Below are 17,346 nucleotides of genomic sequence, written 5' to 3'. Positions count from 1 at the left end.
TCTATAAGGATCCGTGTAGGCATCGGTTGGGATGGCCGGAACGGCATCCATGCCACCGACCAGGGGGACCCTCCACTTCCCGCCGGCAGCACCGTGCGCGCACGCGTACCGACGGAGAACGTGAGGCCATGACCGACAACGACGCCTTTCGCGATGCCATGACCCGTCTGGCCGTCGATCCCGCGTTCGCGGAGCAACTCGACGGCAGTCCCGACGAAGTGGCCCGAAGACTCGGTCTGACGCCCGAGCAGGTCGCCGAGCTGCGGCGGCTCCGCGTGGAGTCGGGCACGGCCGAGGGGCCGACCTCCCTCGACGCGCGGCTGTCCAAGTCGTCGCTGTTCTTCGGCAACGCGGCCCACGCCCTGGCCGCCCACGACGTGCCCGTCGAGACGGGCCCGCACGACGCGGCGGACGCCCTGGGCGACTCCCGCGACCTGGCCGGACAGCTCGACGCGACGGCGTCCGACCTCACGGGCCTGATCGGCGACGCCCTCACCGACGCACCCGCCGGCGACGACGGCTCCCTCCTCGGCGACCTCGGAGGGTTCGGCGACGCGGGCGAGCTGGGGGACACGGGCGGCCTGGGCGATGCGGGCGACTTCGGCGGCTTCGGGGACGCTGGGGGCCTCGGAGACGCCGGGGGCCTCGGGGACGCTGGAGGCTTCGGGGACTTCGGCTCCTTCGGCGACGGCGATACGGGCTTCGGCGAGGCCGGACTCGGCGGCCACGACGGCGGCTTCGGCGACGGGCTCGGCGGAGGGTTCGACGACGGGTTCGGGGGCGGCCACGAAGGCGGGCTCGGCGACGGCTTCGGCGGAGGGTTCGGCGACGGGTTCGAGGGGGGCCACGGCGGAGAGTTCGGCGGCCACGGCGATGGATTCCACGGGGGCGGTGCCGAGGGCCTCGGGCACGGCGGCATCTACGCGGAGGGCGACGACGGCGGTTCCGGGGGCGGCGAAGGCGGTGGAGGCGACTCCGGCGGCGGGGGCGGCGACGGCAGCAGCAGTGAGAACGGCCGCCGACCCGGCGGTGGCGGCACCGGCGGTGGCGACGGAGGTGGCGACGGAGGCGGAGGCGGCGAAGGCAGCAGCAGCGAGAACGGGCGCCGACCCGGCGGTGGCGGCACCGGCGGAGGAGACGGCGGAGGCGGGGAAGGCGGCGGCGGGGAAGGCGGCGGCGGAGGGGACGGCAGCAGCAGCGAGAACGGCCGTCGGCCCGGCGGTGGCGGCTCCGGCGGCGGGGGCGAAGGCGGCGGCGGAGGCGGCGGAGGCGACGGAGGCGGGGGCGAAGGCGGCGAGGGCAGCAGCAGTGAGAACGGGCGCCGACCCGGCTCCGGAGGCACCGGCGGCGGAGACGGTGGTGGTGGCGACGGAGGCGGAGGCGGCGAGGGCAGCAGCAGTGAGAACGGCCGTCGACCCGGCGCAGGAGGCTCCGGCGGAGGAGGCGAAGGCGGAGGAGACGGCGGCGACGGCGGCAGCAGCGAGAACGGCCGTCGGCCCAGCGGTGGCGGCGGGCGCAACGAGACCCCCGCTCCCGACTCCGACGGTGCCCGCGGCGGGCTGTTCCGTCCCGGGCTCGACCGGATCGGCGACAGTCACCTGCACACCGCAGGGCCCGGTCACGACGCGCTCGGTGGCCCGGCCGGCGGTTCCTTCGCCACGGGTTCCTGAGGCGCCGGGCCCACGACCATGCTCTGCCATGCCTGTCGCGTGCACGTGCGGCGCGACTTCCCGTACTGCCTGCGCTGCGGCACCCTGCGCCGCGGCGCGGCACCGACGTCGTTCGCCGCGCCCCGACTGCGCGGTCTCGACGACCCCGACCTGCTCGTCCCGCTGACAGGCGAGGTCACGACGCTGGGCCGCGGCGCGGACAGCGACGTCGTCCTGGCGGACGGCAGCGTGTCGCGCCGTCATGCCCGTATCGTCCGTGACGCGTCGGGCTTCCGGGTCGAGGACCTGGACTCGTTCAACGGCACGGCCGTCGCGGGGGCGACCCTGCACGGCGGTTCGGCGCGCCTCGACGACGGCGCCGAACTGTCCGTCGGTGACGTCCGGATGGTGTTCGAGCAGCCGCGTGACGCGCGGATCGGCTCGCGGACCGTCATGGTCGGCACCCAGCTCACCGAGCTTCCGGCCGGTGCGGTGGCCGAGCCGGACGCGCCGGAGGCGCACGGCCCGCTCACCGCGCGGCCGCGCCGCCGCGGCGGGTGGGCGCTGAAGCAGGTGCCGACGAGCGGCCGCGCGGAGCCGTACTGGGTGCTGAGCAACACGCGGACCGGCGGGTACCTCCGGCTCGACGAGCGCGAGGTGTTCCTGTGGAACGCCCTGGACGGCGACGCCACCGTGCGGGACCTGCTCTTCGCGTACGCGGACCGTTTCGGCGAGCTGGCGTTGCCGCGGATCGAGGCCGCGCTCGCGGCGTTCGCGGGCGCCGGGCTGCTGCGCGGTCTGCCGGGGCGGCAGGAGGAGAAGGCGGTGTCCGGGCCGCGCCGGGTGTGGCGGGCGGTGTACCGGGCGCTCCTGAAGCTGGAGGTGTCCGTCCCGGGCCTCGACGGGGTCGTGTCCCGGTTGTACGCGGGCGGCGGCTGGCGGTTCTTCACCCGTACCGGAGTGGCGCTGGTCTGGCTGTCGCTGCTCGGCGGTCTGGTGGTGTTCTTCGCGGTGGCGCAGGACCGGCAGCATCTGCTCGACTTCGGCGGGTCCGGCGTCTGGGGCCCGGTCGCGCTGGCCGTCGGCTACGTGTCGGCGCTCGTGGTGCACGAACTCGCCCACGCCCTCGCGGTGAAGTCGTACGGACGCAAGGTCCGGCGGGGCGGCTTCATGCTGATGATGGGGATGCCGTTCGCGTTCGTGGACACGAGCGACATGTGGTTCGGCACCCGCTGGTCGCGGGTCGTGGTGGCGCTGTCCGGGCCGGTGTCGACGGCCGCCATGGCGGGCTGGTGCGCCGTGGGCGCGGCTTTCCTGCCGGTGGGGCCGGTCTCGGCCGTGCTGTTCCACCTGGCCTTCGGCCTGTATCTGAACACGCTGTACAACTTCAATCCGCTGATGCCGCTGGACGGTTACCAGGCGCTCACCGACGCGCTGCGGGTGCCGCGGCTGCGCGAGGAGGCGAGCGCGTACTTCCGCAAGGGGCTGTGGCGGGACCTGCGGGCGGGCCGCCGCCCGGGGCCGCGGCAGACCGGCATGGCCGCGTACGGCCTGGCGGTGGTCGTCGGGACGTACGGCTTCCTGGTCCTGGCGCTGCTCGCCTGGCGGTCCCGGCTCGGGGAGTGGCTGGACGGCCGGGTGCCATCGCCGTGGGACACGGTGATCGTGGCGGTGGTCGTGGCCCTGGTGGCGTTCCCGGTGTGGGCGGCGCCGGTGCGGTGGCTGGTACGGGTGGTGAAGCGGCGTCGCGCGGCCGCGGGTGACGGCCGGGCGCGCCCGGCGGACGGGACGGCCGTGGACGGCGCGCCCCTGGAGGGGACGGCATGAGCGACACACTCGGGGCTGACGCCGGTTGGACGGTTCCCGGCTACGAGGCCGTGCGGACGCTCGGCCGGGGCGCCGGCGGGCGGGTCGTCCTGGCGCGGCACGAGGCGACGGGCGTGCCCGTGGCCGTCAAGTACCTGAGCGAACGGCTGCACGGCGACCGGGACTTCCTGGCCCGGTTCCGCGCCGAGGCGCGGCTGCTCGGCGAGCTGCGGCACCCGTGCGTGGTGCGCCTCTACGAGTACGTGGAGGCCCGGCGGGGCGCGGCGATCGTCATGGAGGCGGTCGACGGGGTGGCCCTGCGCGCGCTGCTGCGCGAGCACGGGTCCACGGGCCCCGAGGCGGCGCTCGTTCTGCTCAAGGGCTCGCTGCTCGGGCTCGGCGCGGCCCACGCGGCCGGGGTGGTGCACCGCGACTACAAGCCGGAGAACGTGCTGGTGCGCGCGGACGGTTCGAGTGCCCTCGCCGACTTCGGGATCGCCGTGCGCGCGGGCCGCGAGGCGGAGGCGGCGGGCACGCCCGCGTACATGGCCCCCGAGCAGTGGGACGGCGAGCCGGCGACCCCGGCGGGCGACGTGTACGCGGCGACGGCCGTGTTCTACGAGTGCCTCACCGGCCGGCAGCCGTTCGTCGCCGACGACCTGATCGCGCTGCGGCTCCAGCACCTCCGGGCCCCGGTCGAGGTGGCCGACGTGCCCGAGCCGGTGCGCGATCTGGTGCGTACGGGCCTGGCGAAGGACCCGGCGGACCGGCCCGGCGTCGACGCGTTGCTCGCCGGACTCGAACGCGCCGCCGCGGACGGCTACGGCGCGGACTGGGAGGAGCGCGGACGCCGCGGGCTCGGCCGGCTCGCCGCCCTGCTCGCCCTGCTGTTCCCGTTCGGCACGACGGCGGCGGTGTACGAGGCGACACCGGCGCTGACGGTCCTGGGCCGTCTGAAGGGCGTCCTCGGGAGGACGTTGGTCGGAGCGGCCGTCCTTGCCGTGGTCGCGGCCGGCGCGGCGACGGTGGCGACGGCCGGAAGTGCCGACGACACGACGACGACGACCGCGGCGAACTCCGTTCCGTCGGGGACTCCCGCGTCCGGTGTCCCGGCCCCGTCCTCGTCGTCCCTTCCGCCCTCGGACTCCCCCACGCCGAGCGGTTCGCCGTCCGGCAGCGCCTCGGCCGAACCCACCCCGAGCGACTCGACGACGGCACCGGCCACGGACGGCACACCCACCACGGCCGCACCCGGTGCGGGCCCCACGGCCACCACCCCGGCTCCCACCGGCACCGCCCCGACCACGCCGGCCCCGACGACCACGACGCCGGAGGCGCCGACGGCGGGCACCGTCACGATCGTCATCGGCTCCCTGCGCCGCGGTCCGGGCAGCACGCTGATCGCCGACGTGACCGTCGACACCACCGGCACCGGCCCGCTGACGCTCACCGCGGACTTCTACGTCGGCTCGCCCGCGGAGTCGTACGGCTCGCAGTCCCGTCAGCTGTCGGGCAGCACGCAGTACTCCGTGACCTTCCAGGGCGACTTCGCGAACCACCCGTGCCGGGGCACCTGGACCATCGCCGTCAGCAGCAGCCCGCAGTCCCCGGGCGGAACGCGGACGGCCTCCGCCGACGCACCGCCGTGCTGAGCGACCACCGAGGAGAACGAGGCACGATGAGGCCCCCCTTGACTCCACCGACGCCGCCGACGCCCTCGGCACCCGCCACGGTCGCCGGGCGCGCCCTGTCGGACTGGTCGCGGGAGGGCCGGTTCGGGACCTGGTACGCGCTGGGGCCCGCCGACGCCGACGAACCGCCGCTCGGCGTCCTGCGGATCCACCGCGCCCTGCTCACGCCGAGCGGCGCACAAGAGCGCCTCACGTCCGCGGTCCGCTCCGTGGCGAAGCTGCGGCTGCCGGGCGTGCCGGCCACCGTCGACCTGGTGCGGGAGGCCGGGGACGTGTGGCTGATCGTGGCGCGCCCGCCGGTCCGTACGGTCGCCGACCTGCTCGCCACGGGCGCGCCCGGCCTCGACGGGGGCAGCGCGGCGAGCGTGCTCAACGAGACCGCGCAGACGCTGCTCGCCCTCCACGCGGCCGGCCTCGCCCACGGTTCGCTCACCCCCGACCGCGTGGTCCTCGCGCCGGACGGCACGGCGCTGCTCACCGAGGCGGCGCTGGCCACCGCGCTGGCCGCGTCCGACGCCTCCCCGCAGGACGCCGACGTCACGGCGTGGGCGTCGCTCGCCCGTACCCTCGGCACGGCCTGGGCGGCGCCGGGCACACCGGCGGCCGAGCTGCTCGCCCGCTGCTCCGCCACGGCCGGGTCCGACGGCCTCGCCGCCGCCCGCACGACGCTCACCTCGGGGCGCACGGCGCTGCCCCGGGACTTCCTGCGCAGGGCGGCCCTGCGGACGGCGGCGGCCGCGGCCTCGGCGGAACTGGCCGAACCGGCCACGGAGTCGGCGGCACCGGCAGAGCCGACGGAACCGGCCCCTCTCGACGTCGCTCCGGACGCGCGGGACACCGTCCTCGGCAAGCGCCACCGGACCGCCCCCGCCACCCCGCTCACGCCCACGCTCGACGGCGGCGAGGAAGCCGACGAGATCGTGCTCCGCTTCGGCCCCGGTGTCCCGCGCTCCGAGGAGGAGGCCCTGCGCGCCCTGTGGGAGGCCCCCGCGCCCGCGCCCGCCCCCGTACGCCGACGGCGCCGCCGGGCCGGCCGGCTCGTCGCCGCCGGGGCGCTGGCGGTGGTGGCGGTCGTGCTGTGGCTGCTGCTGCGGCCGACGCCGGGCCCGGCGGTGACGGCCGTCCGGGTCACCGCCCCGCCGCAGCGGTTGACGTGCGGCGGGACCGCCGACGTGACCGGTGTGGTGACGACGGACGGCCACGCCGGCCCGTTCAAGTACCGCTGGCTGCGCAGCGACGGGCAGCGGTCCGAGGTGCTGACCCGTACCGCCCGGGGCGGCGAGCACGAGGTGGCGGTGCACCTGCGCTGGACCGTCCGCGGGCCGGGCCGCTTCCAGGGGACCGCCCACCTCCAGGTCCTGCGCCCGGGCACGTCCCCACTCGAAGCGGAGGCCGCCTTCACGTACGCGTGCGCCGGGTGACGGGCACTGCGGTGACACTCCCGTCGCTCTGCCATGTGGGTGAACGCCGTCCGCCGAGCGGAGGGGCGACCGCGGGAACCCCGGCCGCGGATCCACCGTGCCGGCGTCCGTACGATCATGTGTCGAATCCGGGGTGTCCATGGTGGATCCTCGTCGTGAACGCGAGGACAGAACGACCCGAGGGTCCGTCCGAAGGCGCGGCACGGAGACGTCGCCCCTCTGCCCCGGGACAGCCGAGTGAGCGCGGGCACAGGCGGGGGCGGCGCCCCGGCGGCTCCTGCTCGCGCGGCCTCCGGGGTGCTGGCGGCGACGTGTGTCTCGGCCTTCGTCGTGAACGCGAACACCTCCGCGGTCAGCATTCTGCTGCCGGCCATCAGTGAGGACACCGGCGCCTCCCTGGCCACGCTGCAGTGGGCCGTGCCCGGCTATTCCCTGGTGGGTGCGGCCGTGATCGTCACCTCGGGCGCCCTGGGCGACATCCTCGGGCGACGCTCAGATGCGTTCGGTGTCCCTGTGGGGCGCCGCCTCGGCCGCCGGCGCCGCCGCCGGGCCGCTGCTCGGCGGTGTGCTGGTCGACATCACGGCTGGCAGGGGCTGTTCTCGACGCGGGAATCGCCGCGGCCTGCGTACCGCTGACGCTCCGTGCGGTGCCGGAGTCCCGCGACCCGTCGCGTCCCCGCTCCGTCGACCTCGCGGGCACGGTGCTGATCGCCGCCGTACTCGTGCCGTTCGTCTTCGCGGTGACCGAGGGTGCGGAGTGGGGCCGGCTCAGCGCCCCGACCCTGGTGTGCTTCGTCGTCTCGGCCGCGCCCCTGGCCGGCTTCGTCCTGGTCGAGAAGCGCGTGCACACACCCCTGATCGACCTGGCGCTGTTGCGCAACAAGATTCTGGTCGGTTCCAGCGTCGCCATCCTCGTGGCGGCCGGCTGCATCAACGCGATCTTGTACATCTGCAGTCTGTACTTCCAGAACCCCGACGGTCTGGGCATGAGCCCGCCGGAGGCCGGCGTGGCCACGCTGCCCGCGGTGGCCGGCATCGTCGTGACGGCCCCTCTGATCACACGGTTCGTCGACAAGGTCGGCGCTCGGACGGTCATCACCGGCGGCTTCGGGATCGCGACCGCCGCCTTCGCCGTCTTCGGCTTCGCCGACGCGTCCTGGGAGTACACCACGTTCGTCGTGCCGCTCGTCGTGCTCGCCGTCGGCCGCACACTACGCCGCGGCGACGGCCGCGAGTTCGCACACGGTTCCGACCAGCCCCGTGAACGGAGCATCGGACCGGTCGCCCGGCACGGCTCGCTGAATCCGCGCGGTACGGGGGGCCGTCCAGGGTCGGCTTTCGGCTGCACCGTGCTGACGGGCCTGCTGAGGCCGGTGCCTTCGCCGTCACTCATTGCAACGCACCGTTGCATTCGCCTTCAGTGTCATTGCATCAATTCTCCCTGATCTACCTGCAATAACACGCCCATCTGATTGACGTCCTCGTGAATGCAACGTAGCTTTCAAGCAGCTTCAAACACGTCATATCGCGAGACGAGGACGAACCATGAGCGACTCCCTCCACACCGTCACGGCACTGCCGACGGAGCGTCGGACCGGCTGCCCCTTCGACCCGCCTGCCGAGCTGCTCGACGCCCGCCGGCACGGCCCCCTCAGCGGCTTCACACACCCGGGCGGAAAACCGGGCTGGTTGATCACCGGATACGACATGGTGCGGTCGGTCCTGGCCGACCCGAGGTTCAGCTCGCGCAAGGACCTCATGAACGTGGTCGACTTCCAGCTTCCTCCGGCGCCGCCCGGCGAGTTCCTCCTCATGGACGAGCCGGAGCACAGCCGCTACCGGAAGCCCCTGGTCGGCAAGTTCACCGTGCGGCGGATGCGGATGCTCACCGAGCGGATCGAGCAGATCACCGCCGACTGCCTGGACGCGATGGAGGCGGCGGGACCGTCGGCGGACCTGGTGACCGCCTTCGCCAAGCCCATACCCACCATCGTGATCTGCGAGATCCTGGGCGTGCCCTACGCGGACCGGGCGTCCTTCCAGGAGCAGATCGACACGTTCATGGGCGGGGAGGTCAGCGACGAGGAGCTGATCGCGGCGTACACGGCGACGCAGGAGTACCTCGCACAGCTGGTGGCCGCCAAGCGCGCCCACCCCACCGACGACGTCCTCAGCGAACTGACCGACAGCGACCTGACCGACGAGGAACTGAGGGGAATCAGCCTCATCCTCCTGGCGGCCGGATTCGACACCACCGCGAACATGCTGTCCCTCGGCACCTTCGCCCTTCTGCAGAACCCGGACCAACTGGCCGCGCTGCGCGCCGATCCCGCGCTCACCGACGGGGCCGTGGAGGAACTGCTGCGGTATCTGAGCGTCGCGAAGACGTTCCACAGGACGGCACTCGAGGACGTCGAGCTGGACGGTCACACCATCAAGGCCGGCACGACGGTCGTCCTCTCGTACAACACCGCCAACCGCGACCCCGACCGCTTCGCCGACCCCCACACCCTCGACCTCGGCAGGCAGGCCACCGGACACCTGGCCTTCAGCCACGGCATCCACCAGTGCCTCGGCCAGCAGCTGGCCCGCGTCGAGATGCGGGTCGCCTTCCGCGCGTTGATCGACCGCTTCCCCACGCTGCGCCTGGCCGTACCGGCGGCGGAGGTCCGCCTGCGCCCGGAGACCGCGGACATCTTCGGCGTGAAGAGCCTCCCGGTCACCTGGGACGCGAAGTGAGCGCGCCACGCCTGAGCGCGGACCGCGAGCGCTGCATCGGCGCCGGGATGTGCGCGATGACCGCCCCCGACGTCTTCGACCAGGACCCGGACGACGGCCTCGTACTCCTCCTGCACACCGAACCGCCCGCCGCTCACCGCGCGGCCGCGCGGATGGCCGTCGGCGTCTGCCCCTCCGGGGCGATCGCCTTCCACGAGCCGGAGCCCGGCGGTTCCTAGCCCGGGGCCCGACACAAAGGGGCGGTGCCCGGGGTTGCCGGGCACCGCCCCTTTGCGCACGACTGTGATGCCCATCTCTCACGATCGGGCGATTAGCGGTGGTTTGCCACCACCCCTGTTGCGGCCACATGAACAGAGAAACACTCTAGACATCCAAGGCAACATCGCCAGCCAGCCTTCGAATCCCATGCATTGCGACCGACTGGATCTTTCGATCTAATGCCTGATGTGCGGAGCGGTGATCCCGTCTCCGTCGTGATCCAGGGCGTTCCCCCACAGTCGGCGCGCCCCGAACGAGTCGGGAGTGCGGCAGCGTGGCAGCGTGGCAGCGACATCGATGGTGGACGCGTTCCGGCGTGATCGGGTCGGGATCGCCTCGTTCTGCGTCGTCGGTTTCTTCGTGGTCCTCGCCCTCGCGGCACCCTTGATCACCGCCCTCTACGGCAAGAACCCGACCGAGCACTACGGCCAGAACGGGGCCGGTCTGCTGAGTCCGGAGGGCCTGCCCCTCCTGCCCAACGGCGGCATCTCGGCCGAGCACTGGTTCGGCATCGAGCCCGGCCTCGGTCGCGACGTCCTCGCCCAGCTCGTGTACGGCGTCCGCACCTCGCTGCTGATCGCCGGCACCTCGGCCGCCGTCGTCGCCGTCATCGGCGTGGTCGTCGGGGTGGCCGTGGGGTACCTCAGCGGCTTCGTCGACCGGGCCTTCACCTTCGTCTGCAACGTTCTGCTCGCCTTCCCGGCCCTGCTGTTCCTGATCACGCTGGGCCCGGTCGTCCAGACCCGCTTCGTCGGGCCGGGCGAGAGCGAACCCGCCTGGATGCAGTTCCTCGTCCTCGTGCTCGTCTTCTCCGTCTTCGGCTGGGTGCCGCTCGCGATGGTGCTGCGCACGGTCGTACGGTCCCTGCGCGAACGGGAGTTCGTCGAGGCGGCCCGGGCCCTGGGGGCGAGCCGGCGGCACATCGTCTTCCGTGAGCTGCTTCCGAACGTCTGGGCACCGGTCCTCGTGCACCTCACCCTCGCCGTGCCCGCGATGGTCACCACCGAGGCCGCGCTGTCCTTCCTGGGGGTCGGCGTCAACGAGCCCGTCCCCGACTGGGGCCGCATGATCTCCCGGGGCGCCGACGTCTTCTACGACGACCCCACCTACCTGGTCTTCCCCGGCGTCTCGCTCCTCCTCTTCGTCCTCGCCTTCAACCTCCTCGGCGACGCCGTGCGGGACGCACTCGATCCGCACACCGTCCGCTGAGCCCACGCCTTCACCCACCCTCGTCCGCAACACCCGCACGACACAACGGAGTTCGTCATGCCCGCAATCACCCTGCGCACCGCAGCCGTCCCGGCTCTCGCCACCGCCGCCGCCCTGCTGCTGTGCTCCTGCTCCGCAGGTGCGGGCACAGACGCCGGGCAGGGCAGGAACAGCACCGCCGCCAAGAGCGGCCGGCGGCTGACCACGACCCTCGGCACCGCGAAGGACAGCCAGGGCCCCGCCCCCGAGGTCCCCGGCGCCCGCAGGGGCGGCACCGTCACCGTCGCCAACCAGGCGGACTTCCCCCACCTCGACCCGCAGAAGATCTACGCCGGCGAGCGGTACAGCACCTCCCTGCTGTGGGGCCGGCAGCTGACGCAGTACCAGATCACCGACGGCAGGCCCCGGCTGGTCGGCGATCTCGCCACCGACACCGGCACCTCGTCCGACGGCGGCCGCACCTGGACGTACCACCTGAAGGACGGCATCGCCTGGGAGGACGGCAAGCCCGTCACCGCGCAGCAGGTCAAGTACGGCATCGAGCGCACCTTCGCGCCCGGCTTCGAGATCGGCCCCGTCTACTGGCCGCAGTGGCTCACCGGCTCCGAGGACCGCACCGAGGCGGTGAAGAAGTACGGCGGCCCCAAGAAGGACGGCGACCTCAAGGCCATCGAGACGCCCGACGACAAGACCGTCGTCTTCCACTTCCCCCAGCCGCAGTCCGACGTGCCGTACATGGCCGCCCAGTCCTCCTCCTCGCCGGTCCGCGAGGACAAGGACACCGGAACCGGCTACGACGTGAAGCCCTTCGCCACCGGGCCGTACCGGATCGTCGAGCACAAGCAGAACCAGAGCCTCAGCCTGGAGCGCAACCCGCACTGGAAGCCGGAGACGGACTCGATCCGGCACGCCTACCCCGACCGCTTCGAGTTCACCTTCGGCAAGCCTGCTCTCAACACCGCGCAGGAGGTGTTCAACGGCCAGGGCACCGGCGCGACCACGCTCACCACCAAGGACGAGCTGCCGCCGGAGCTGATCTCGACGGTCGAACGCGACCCCGCCAAGCGCCAGTTGGCCGTCTCCGGCAGCCGGGGCGCCTACACCTCGGACCTGTACATCAGGAACGACTGGGTCACCGATCCCGAGGTCCGCAAGGCCATCCACTACCTCTTCCCGCGCGAACAGGCCCGCCAGGTCCTCGGCGGCCGCTACGCCGGCGACCTCGCCACCACCCTCTCCTCGCCGGCCGTCGTCGGCTGGAAGAAGTACGACCTCTACCCCGTCGCCCCCACCGGCGACATCGCCAAGGCAAAGGAACACCTGGCCAGGGCGAAGAGCAAGGTCACCAAGCTGACGTACGCGTACCCCACCGAGAGCCCGCAGGACGACCAGGTCGCCCAGGTCCTCGTCGACGCCTTCGGCAAGGCCGGCATCGAGCTCGTCGTGAAGGGTCTCCAGCCCGCCGCGTTCTACGACATGGTCTTCGGCGCCGACAACCCGTACGACCTCTTCCTGTCCACCAACTCCGTGGACTGGCCCACCCCGTCGACCCTCCTCCCCCTCAGCTACGAGAGCCACCTGGACGCGGTGTCCAACCCCATCCACTACGGCAACCCGCGGGTGGACAGGGAACTGGCCCGCATCGCGAAGATCGGTGACGCGCAGCAGAAGGCCGAGGAGCTCATCAGCCTGGAGGAGACGGTCATGAAGGACGTCCCCGTGGTGCCCTTCCTCTACAAGAGCGTCACCCAGTTCCGCGGCAAGGACATCGGCGGCGCCGCCATCCACCCGATCTACGGCGTCCCGGCCCTGGCCGACGTGTACGTCAAGAACTCCTGACCTCCTGCGACCATGACCCGATACCTCCTCAAGAGGGTCGCGCAGGCCGTGGCGGTGCTCCTCGCGATCTCCGCCACGGCCTTCGGGCTCTTCTACGCCGCCCCCTCCGACCCGGCCCGGATCGCCTGCGGCCCCAAGTGCGACTCCGCGCAGCTCGCGGCCGTACGCACGAGCATGGGACTCGACCAGCCGATCGTCTCCCAGTTCACCGACTACGTCGGCGGCATCGTCACCGGCCGCACCATCGCGGACGTCGACGGCACCCCGATCCCCTGCCCCGCCCCCTGCCTCGGCTACTCCTACACCCTCCACCAGCCCGTCCTCGCCGCCATCGAGGACCGCCTCCCGGTGACCGTCTCGATCGCGGTCGGCGCCCTCGCGGTGATCCTCGTCCTCGGCGTCGGCTCGGGCCTGGCGGCGGCGCTGCGCCGGGGAAGGCCGACCGACCGTCTGCTGTCCGGCTTCAACCTGCTGGGCGCCAGCGTGCAGATCTACTTCCTCGGCTACGTGCTCCAGTTCCTGCTCGTCTACTCCACGGGCCTGTTCGCGCCTCCGCGTTACGTCCCGTTCGCCGACGGCCCCGGCCAGTGGGCCCTGGGCCTGGTCCTGCCGTGGCTGGTCCTCGGCTTCGTCAACGCCGCCGTCTACGCCCGTCTCACCCGCTCGCAGATGCTGGAGACGATGCACCACGGGTACGTCCGCACGGCCCGCGCCAAGGGTCTGGGCACCCTGCGCTCCCATCTGAAGTACACCGCGCGCGGAGCGGCCGGCCCGCTGGTGCAGCTGCTCGGCCTGGAGGTCGGGGCGCTGCTCGGGGGCGCGTTCATCACGGAGACCGTGTTCGGTCTCGGCGGCGTCGGCAAGCTGGCCGTCGACGCGGTGACCGGCAACGACCTGCCCACGGTCGTCGGCACCGTCCTCGTCGCCGCCTTCTTCGTCGTCCTGTTCGTGGCCCTGGCCGACCTGGTGGTGGCCTGGCTGGATCCCCGAGTGAGGCTCGCATGAGCGATCGACCCGCATTGAGCGTCCGCGATCTGGCGGTCACCTTCCGCACGGCGCGCGGCCCGGTCTCCGCCGTCCGGGACGTCTCCTTCGACATGGCCCCGGGCGAAGTCCTGGGCCTCGTCGGGGAGTCGGGGTCGGGCAAGTCGACGATCGGCCTCGCCGCCCTGGCCCTCCACGACCCGGCACGCACCCGCGTCCAGGGCGCCGTCCGGCTCGGCGGCGACGGCCTCGACCTGGTGGGCGCGTCCGAGTCGGCCCTGAAGAAGGTCAGGGGCGCGCGTGTCGCGATGGTCTTCCAGGACGCCCTGGACGCGCTGTCGCCGTACCACACCATCGGCGCCCAGATCGCGGAGGCGTACCGCGTCCACCACCCACGGGCGGGCCGCGGGGAGGCGAAGGAACGGGCGGCGGCGATGCTGGAACGGGTCGGCATCCCGGCCGCCCGGGCCTCGGACCACCCCCACCACCTCTCGGGCGGCATGCGGCAACGCGTCGTCATCGCCATGGCTCTGATCAACGACCCGGCCGTCCTGATCGCAGACGAACCGACCACGGCGCTGGACGCCCGGGTCCAGCACCAGGTGCTCGACCTGATCGGCGAACTCCGGTCGGAGGCCGGGACGGCCATGCTCCTCATCACCCACGACGTGGGCGTGGTGGCGAGGACATGCGACCGCATGCTGGTGATGCGCGACGGCGAGGCGCTCGAAGAAGGCCCCACCGAGCGCCTCCTCACCTCCCCCGCCCACCCCTACACCAAGGCCCTCATCGGAGCGGCCCCCACCCTGGACACCGTCCCCGGCAGCCGCCTCCCCACGGTCGACGCCCCGGAGCCGAGGCAACGCACCGAGGCCCGCCTCCGTGCCGCCCCCGCCCCCGGAGTCCTGGCCGAAGTGCGCGACCTGCGCGTGGACCACCCGGGCCGGCGCCGCGCCCGCCCGCACCCCGCGGTGAAGGGCGTGAGCCTCCACGTGGCACACGGGGAGACCCTGGGCCTGGTGGGCGAGTCGGGCTCGGGCAAGTCCACCATCGCGCGAGCCCTGACCGGTCTGCGCCGTCCCACGAGCGGGGAGGTCCGCTTCGACGGCCGGGACGTCTCCGGCGCGGCGACGGACACGCGTCTGCGCCGCGAGCTGAGCCGGGACGTCCAACTGGTCTTCCAGGACCCGTACGCGTCGCTGAACCCACGGCACACCGTGGAGCAGATCGTCACCACGCCCCTGCGCATCCACACGGACCTGGACCGGTCGGAGCGCGGGAGGCGGGCGGCGGAGCTCCTGGAACAGGTGGGCCTTTCCCCGTCGCACCTCTCCCGCCACCCGCACGAGTTCTCCGGAGGTCAGCGTCAACGCATCGGCATCGCCCGGGCGTTGGCCGTACGGCCGCGTCTGGTCATCGCCGACGAGCCGGTGTCCGCGCTGGACGTGTCGGTCCAGGCGCAGGTCCTGAACCTTCTGATGGATCTGCGGGAGGAGCTCGGCCTGTCGCTGCTCTTCATCTCCCACGACCTGGCGGTGGTCCGGCACTTCTGCGACCGGATCGCGGTCCTGAAGAAGGGCGAGCTGGTGGAGGTGGGCCCGAGGGACGCCGTCTTCGACTCACCGGCCGCCCCCTACACCCGGGAACTGCTGGCCGCGTTCCCGCACCACCTCCCGCCCGGCGGCGGCCGGCCGCAGCACGTCGCCCCCGTCGGCTGAGTCGCCGGGACCTCCGGCGCGTCCGGGCGGTCACCGTCGTACCCCTTCGCGCGCGTGGCCTAGAGTGCGGTCGTGCCGTCGTACAGCATTGGGCAGGCCGCGCAGCTGCTCGGAGTGAGTTCGGAGACCGTTCGCCGGTGGGCGGACGGCGGCAAGCTCGCCATGGAGCGGGACGGGGCCGGCAAGCGGGTGATCGAGGGGACGGCTCTGGCCCGCTTCGCACAGGAGCGGGGCGCCGGGCTCCATGCCGTTCCCGAGGACGACGTGCCCACCTCCGTCCGGAACTCCTTCGTGGGGATCGTCACGGGGGTGCGGATGGACGACGTCGCCGCGCAGGTGGAGGTCCAGTCGGGCCCGCACCGGCTGGTCTCGCTGGTGACGCGGGAGGCCGTGGAGGAGCTGGGGCTCGACGTCGGGGTCACGGTGACCGCCCGGGTGAAGTCCACGAGCGTGCACATCGACCTGCCCTGACCGCGTCCGGCGCGCGGACCGTCAGTGGCAGAGCAGTGCCGCGCGCAGGTCCACCTTGTGGTCGAGCCGTGACAGGTCCCGGCCGGTGAGGGCCTCGATGCGTTCGATGCGGTAGTGGACCGTGTTGACGTGGACGTGGAGGGCCTCTGCCGTCCTCGCCCACGAGCAGTCGTGCGCCAGGAAGACCTCCAAGGTCTCCAGGAGCATCGTGCCCGACCCCCGGCCGGCGCCGAGGAGCGGTCCCAGGACCGTCTCGCGGTAGACGTTCCGCACGTCGACGGGGATGCCCGCCATCAGCTTGCCCAGCCCGTCGAGGTCCCCGAGTCCGGCGACGCGCGACGGCGACGGCGCCCCCGCGCGTACCGCCTCCAGGGCGTAACGGGCCTGGGTCAGCGCGGTGTTCAGCCCCTCGGGGCCGGCGGCAGGCCCGCTCACACCCGCGTGCAGGGTGGTGTCCGGGCCGCAGGCGTGGATCAGCGGCCATACGTCGCCCAGCCGAGCCCGCATCCCCGATGCCGCGTCCCTCGTGTGTGCGACCACCGCCATCGCCTCACCACCGGGGCCGTCGGCGACGGCGAACGCCACGGAGGGGACGTGACGCAGCGCCTCCGTGAGTGCGGCGAGGGCTCCGGAATCCCCGGACGTCTCCGGGGCCGCGACGACCACGGTGTACGCGTCCCTGTCACCGAGGCCGCAGGACGCCAGCGCGCTCCGGACGCGGTGGGCGTCGAAGCGCGGGGCGGCCACGGCGTCCACGAGTTCCGCGAAGGCCGCGCCGGTCGCCGCCCGCTTCCGGTCCTCCCGGCGCCGGCGCCGGCCGAGGAGCTCGGCGATCTCCTGGAGGACCCGCGGGGGCACCTGGCCCGCCTCGGGCAGGTGCAGGTGCCAGCCGTCGTAGGCGGTGCCGCCGTCGGCTTCGACCCGTACCGTCGTACCGTGCCCGCCGCGTACGAGTTCCGCGGCCCGCCCGGCGGGCAGTTCCGTTCGTGCGGCACTCGTCCTGGCGACCGTACGGCCGCTGCTCGTCAGCAGGTGACAGGCCGGCGTGCCGAGATGGGCGAACGCCCGGGCGAGCAGCTCACCCGCCGTCGCGCCGTTCTCCAGGGCGCGGTCGAGGTCCACGCGGACGTTCTCAGGCAACGCGAAGTGGTCCGTGGGCCGTCGGCTGAGCTCGCTCCACTGCCGGAGGTAGACCGCTTCGGTGATCGTCCGGAAGGCCGTGTGCGCCGGTACCGCGATCAGGGCGACGCGATGTACGCGGCACGCCTCGGCCAGCTCCCGCGGCACCTCGCCGTGGGTCTCCTCCCCCGCGAGGAGCGCCACCGCTCCCGCCTCGCGCAGAGCGGAGACGAAGCGCTCGGTCTTGCCCGGATCACCGTCCCGGCTCCACCACACGAGCCCGCTGAGGACGATCTCCCCCGGCTGCAGAAACCGCGCCGGATCCTCCAGATCCGTCGCCGTCACGCCGCCGATCTCCTGGCCGAGCAGCGCCTCGTCACCCCACACGAGGGAGAGGTCCAGACGGTCGAGACGGAGGAGATGGCCGACGTGCATAAGAGGC

General features: G+C 73.2%; 14 protein-coding genes. 13 read left to right on the top strand and 1 reads right to left on the bottom strand.

Annotation, left to right across the window (positions count from 1 at the left end; translation table 11 throughout):
* The first annotated feature begins 128 nt into the window (after positions 1-128).
* The 13 genes from GGE06_RS40605 to GGE06_RS40545 all read left to right on the top strand — a co-directional run bounded on the left by GGE06_RS40605 (position 129) and on the right by GGE06_RS40545 (position 15,785).
* The gene (locus GGE06_RS40605) at positions 129-1,670 is read left to right on the top strand and encodes a hypothetical protein (protein WP_184933178.1); all 1,542 of its coding nucleotides are present in this window, start codon (positions 129-131) and stop codon (positions 1,668-1,670) included.
* Between the two features lie 39 nt (positions 1,671-1,709).
* Positions 1,710-3,476: an FHA domain-containing protein gene (locus GGE06_RS40600; RefSeq protein WP_184933177.1), complete on the top strand. Its 1,767-nt coding sequence runs from the start codon at positions 1,710-1,712 to the stop codon at positions 3,474-3,476.
* Entirely contained in the window at positions 3,473-5,107 is a 1,635-nt protein-coding gene (locus tag GGE06_RS40595) for a serine/threonine-protein kinase (protein WP_184933176.1), read from the top strand. Before GGE06_RS40600 ends, GGE06_RS40595 begins: the two co-directional genes overlap by 4 nt.
* Positions 5,108-5,145: 38 nt before the next feature.
* A complete protein-coding gene (locus tag GGE06_RS40590) occupies positions 5,146-6,567 on the top strand; it encodes a hypothetical protein (protein ID WP_116157538.1) in 1,422 nt (473 codons plus the stop codon).
* 330 nt (positions 6,568-6,897) lie between these two features.
* Positions 6,898-7,203 (top strand): hypothetical protein, encoded by a 306-nt coding sequence (locus GGE06_RS40585; RefSeq protein ID WP_184933175.1) that lies wholly within the window; start codon positions 6,898-6,900, stop codon positions 7,201-7,203.
* A gap of 65 nt (positions 7,204-7,268) precedes the next feature.
* Positions 7,269-8,012, top strand: a complete 744-nt coding sequence (locus GGE06_RS40580; RefSeq protein WP_184933174.1) for an MFS transporter — start codon at positions 7,269-7,271, stop codon at positions 8,010-8,012.
* A gap of 100 nt (positions 8,013-8,112) precedes the next feature.
* Positions 8,113-9,306: a cytochrome P450 gene (locus tag GGE06_RS40575; RefSeq protein ID WP_116157539.1), complete on the top strand. Its 1,194-nt coding sequence runs from the start codon at positions 8,113-8,115 to the stop codon at positions 9,304-9,306.
* Positions 9,303-9,524: a ferredoxin gene (locus GGE06_RS40570; protein ID WP_116157540.1), complete on the top strand. Its 222-nt coding sequence runs from the start codon at positions 9,303-9,305 to the stop codon at positions 9,522-9,524. The genes GGE06_RS40575 and GGE06_RS40570 overlap by 4 nt, the downstream gene beginning before the upstream one ends.
* A 322-nt stretch (positions 9,525-9,846) precedes the next feature.
* A complete protein-coding gene (locus GGE06_RS40565) occupies positions 9,847-10,773 on the top strand; it encodes an ABC transporter permease (protein ID WP_312883483.1) in 927 nt (308 codons plus the stop codon).
* A 57-nt stretch (positions 10,774-10,830) separates the two neighbouring features.
* Positions 10,831-12,612, top strand: coding sequence for an ABC transporter substrate-binding protein (locus GGE06_RS40560; protein ID WP_184933173.1), 1,782 nt, complete (start codon positions 10,831-10,833; stop codon positions 12,610-12,612).
* Positions 12,613-12,624: 12 nt separating this feature from the next.
* Complete coding sequence (locus tag GGE06_RS40555) at positions 12,625-13,617, top strand: ABC transporter permease (protein ID WP_116157543.1); 993 nt, start codon at positions 12,625-12,627, stop codon at positions 13,615-13,617.
* The gene (locus GGE06_RS40550) at positions 13,614-15,314 is read left to right on the top strand and encodes a dipeptide ABC transporter ATP-binding protein (protein WP_184933172.1); all 1,701 of its coding nucleotides are present in this window, start codon (positions 13,614-13,616) and stop codon (positions 15,312-15,314) included. Before GGE06_RS40555 ends, GGE06_RS40550 begins: the two co-directional genes overlap by 4 nt.
* 72 nt (positions 15,315-15,386) lie before the next feature.
* Positions 15,387-15,785, top strand: coding sequence for a TOBE domain-containing protein (locus GGE06_RS40545; RefSeq protein ID WP_116157545.1), 399 nt, complete (start codon positions 15,387-15,389; stop codon positions 15,783-15,785).
* A gap of 21 nt (positions 15,786-15,806) precedes the next feature.
* Here the strand turns inward: GGE06_RS40545 and GGE06_RS40540 are convergent, their stop codons facing one another.
* Positions 15,807-17,339 (bottom strand): PucR family transcriptional regulator, encoded by a 1,533-nt coding sequence (locus GGE06_RS40540; protein ID WP_184933171.1) that lies wholly within the window; start codon positions 17,337-17,339, stop codon positions 15,807-15,809.
* Positions 17,340-17,346: the final 7 nt, after the last annotated feature.

The organism is Streptomyces nymphaeiformis (genome assembly GCF_014203895.1).
Taxonomy (GTDB): Bacteria; Actinomycetota; Actinomycetes; order Streptomycetales; family Streptomycetaceae; genus Streptomyces; species Streptomyces nymphaeiformis.
This window is presented reverse-complemented; position numbering and strand designations above follow the sequence as displayed.

Excerpts from the sequence above, each read along its gene's own strand:
- GGE06_RS40605 (WP_184933178.1), top strand. The coding sequence starts at position 129 with ATGACCGACAACGACGCCTTTCGCGATGCCATGACCCGTCTGGCCGTC.
- GGE06_RS40595 (WP_184933176.1), top strand. The coding sequence starts at position 3,473 with ATGAGCGACACACTCGGGGCTGACGCCGGTTGGACGGTTCCCGGCTAC.
- GGE06_RS40575 (WP_116157539.1), top strand. The coding sequence starts at position 8,113 with ATGAGCGACTCCCTCCACACCGTCACGGCACTGCCGACGGAGCGTCGG.
- GGE06_RS40560 (WP_184933173.1), top strand. The coding sequence starts at position 10,831 with ATGCCCGCAATCACCCTGCGCACCGCAGCCGTCCCGGCTCTCGCCACC.
- GGE06_RS40555 (WP_116157543.1), top strand. The coding sequence starts at position 12,625 with ATGACCCGATACCTCCTCAAGAGGGTCGCGCAGGCCGTGGCGGTGCTC.
- GGE06_RS40550 (WP_184933172.1), top strand. The coding sequence starts at position 13,614 with ATGAGCGATCGACCCGCATTGAGCGTCCGCGATCTGGCGGTCACCTTC.
- GGE06_RS40540 (WP_184933171.1), bottom strand. The coding sequence starts at position 17,339 with ATGCACGTCGGCCATCTCCTCCGTCTCGACCGTCTGGACCTCTCCCTC.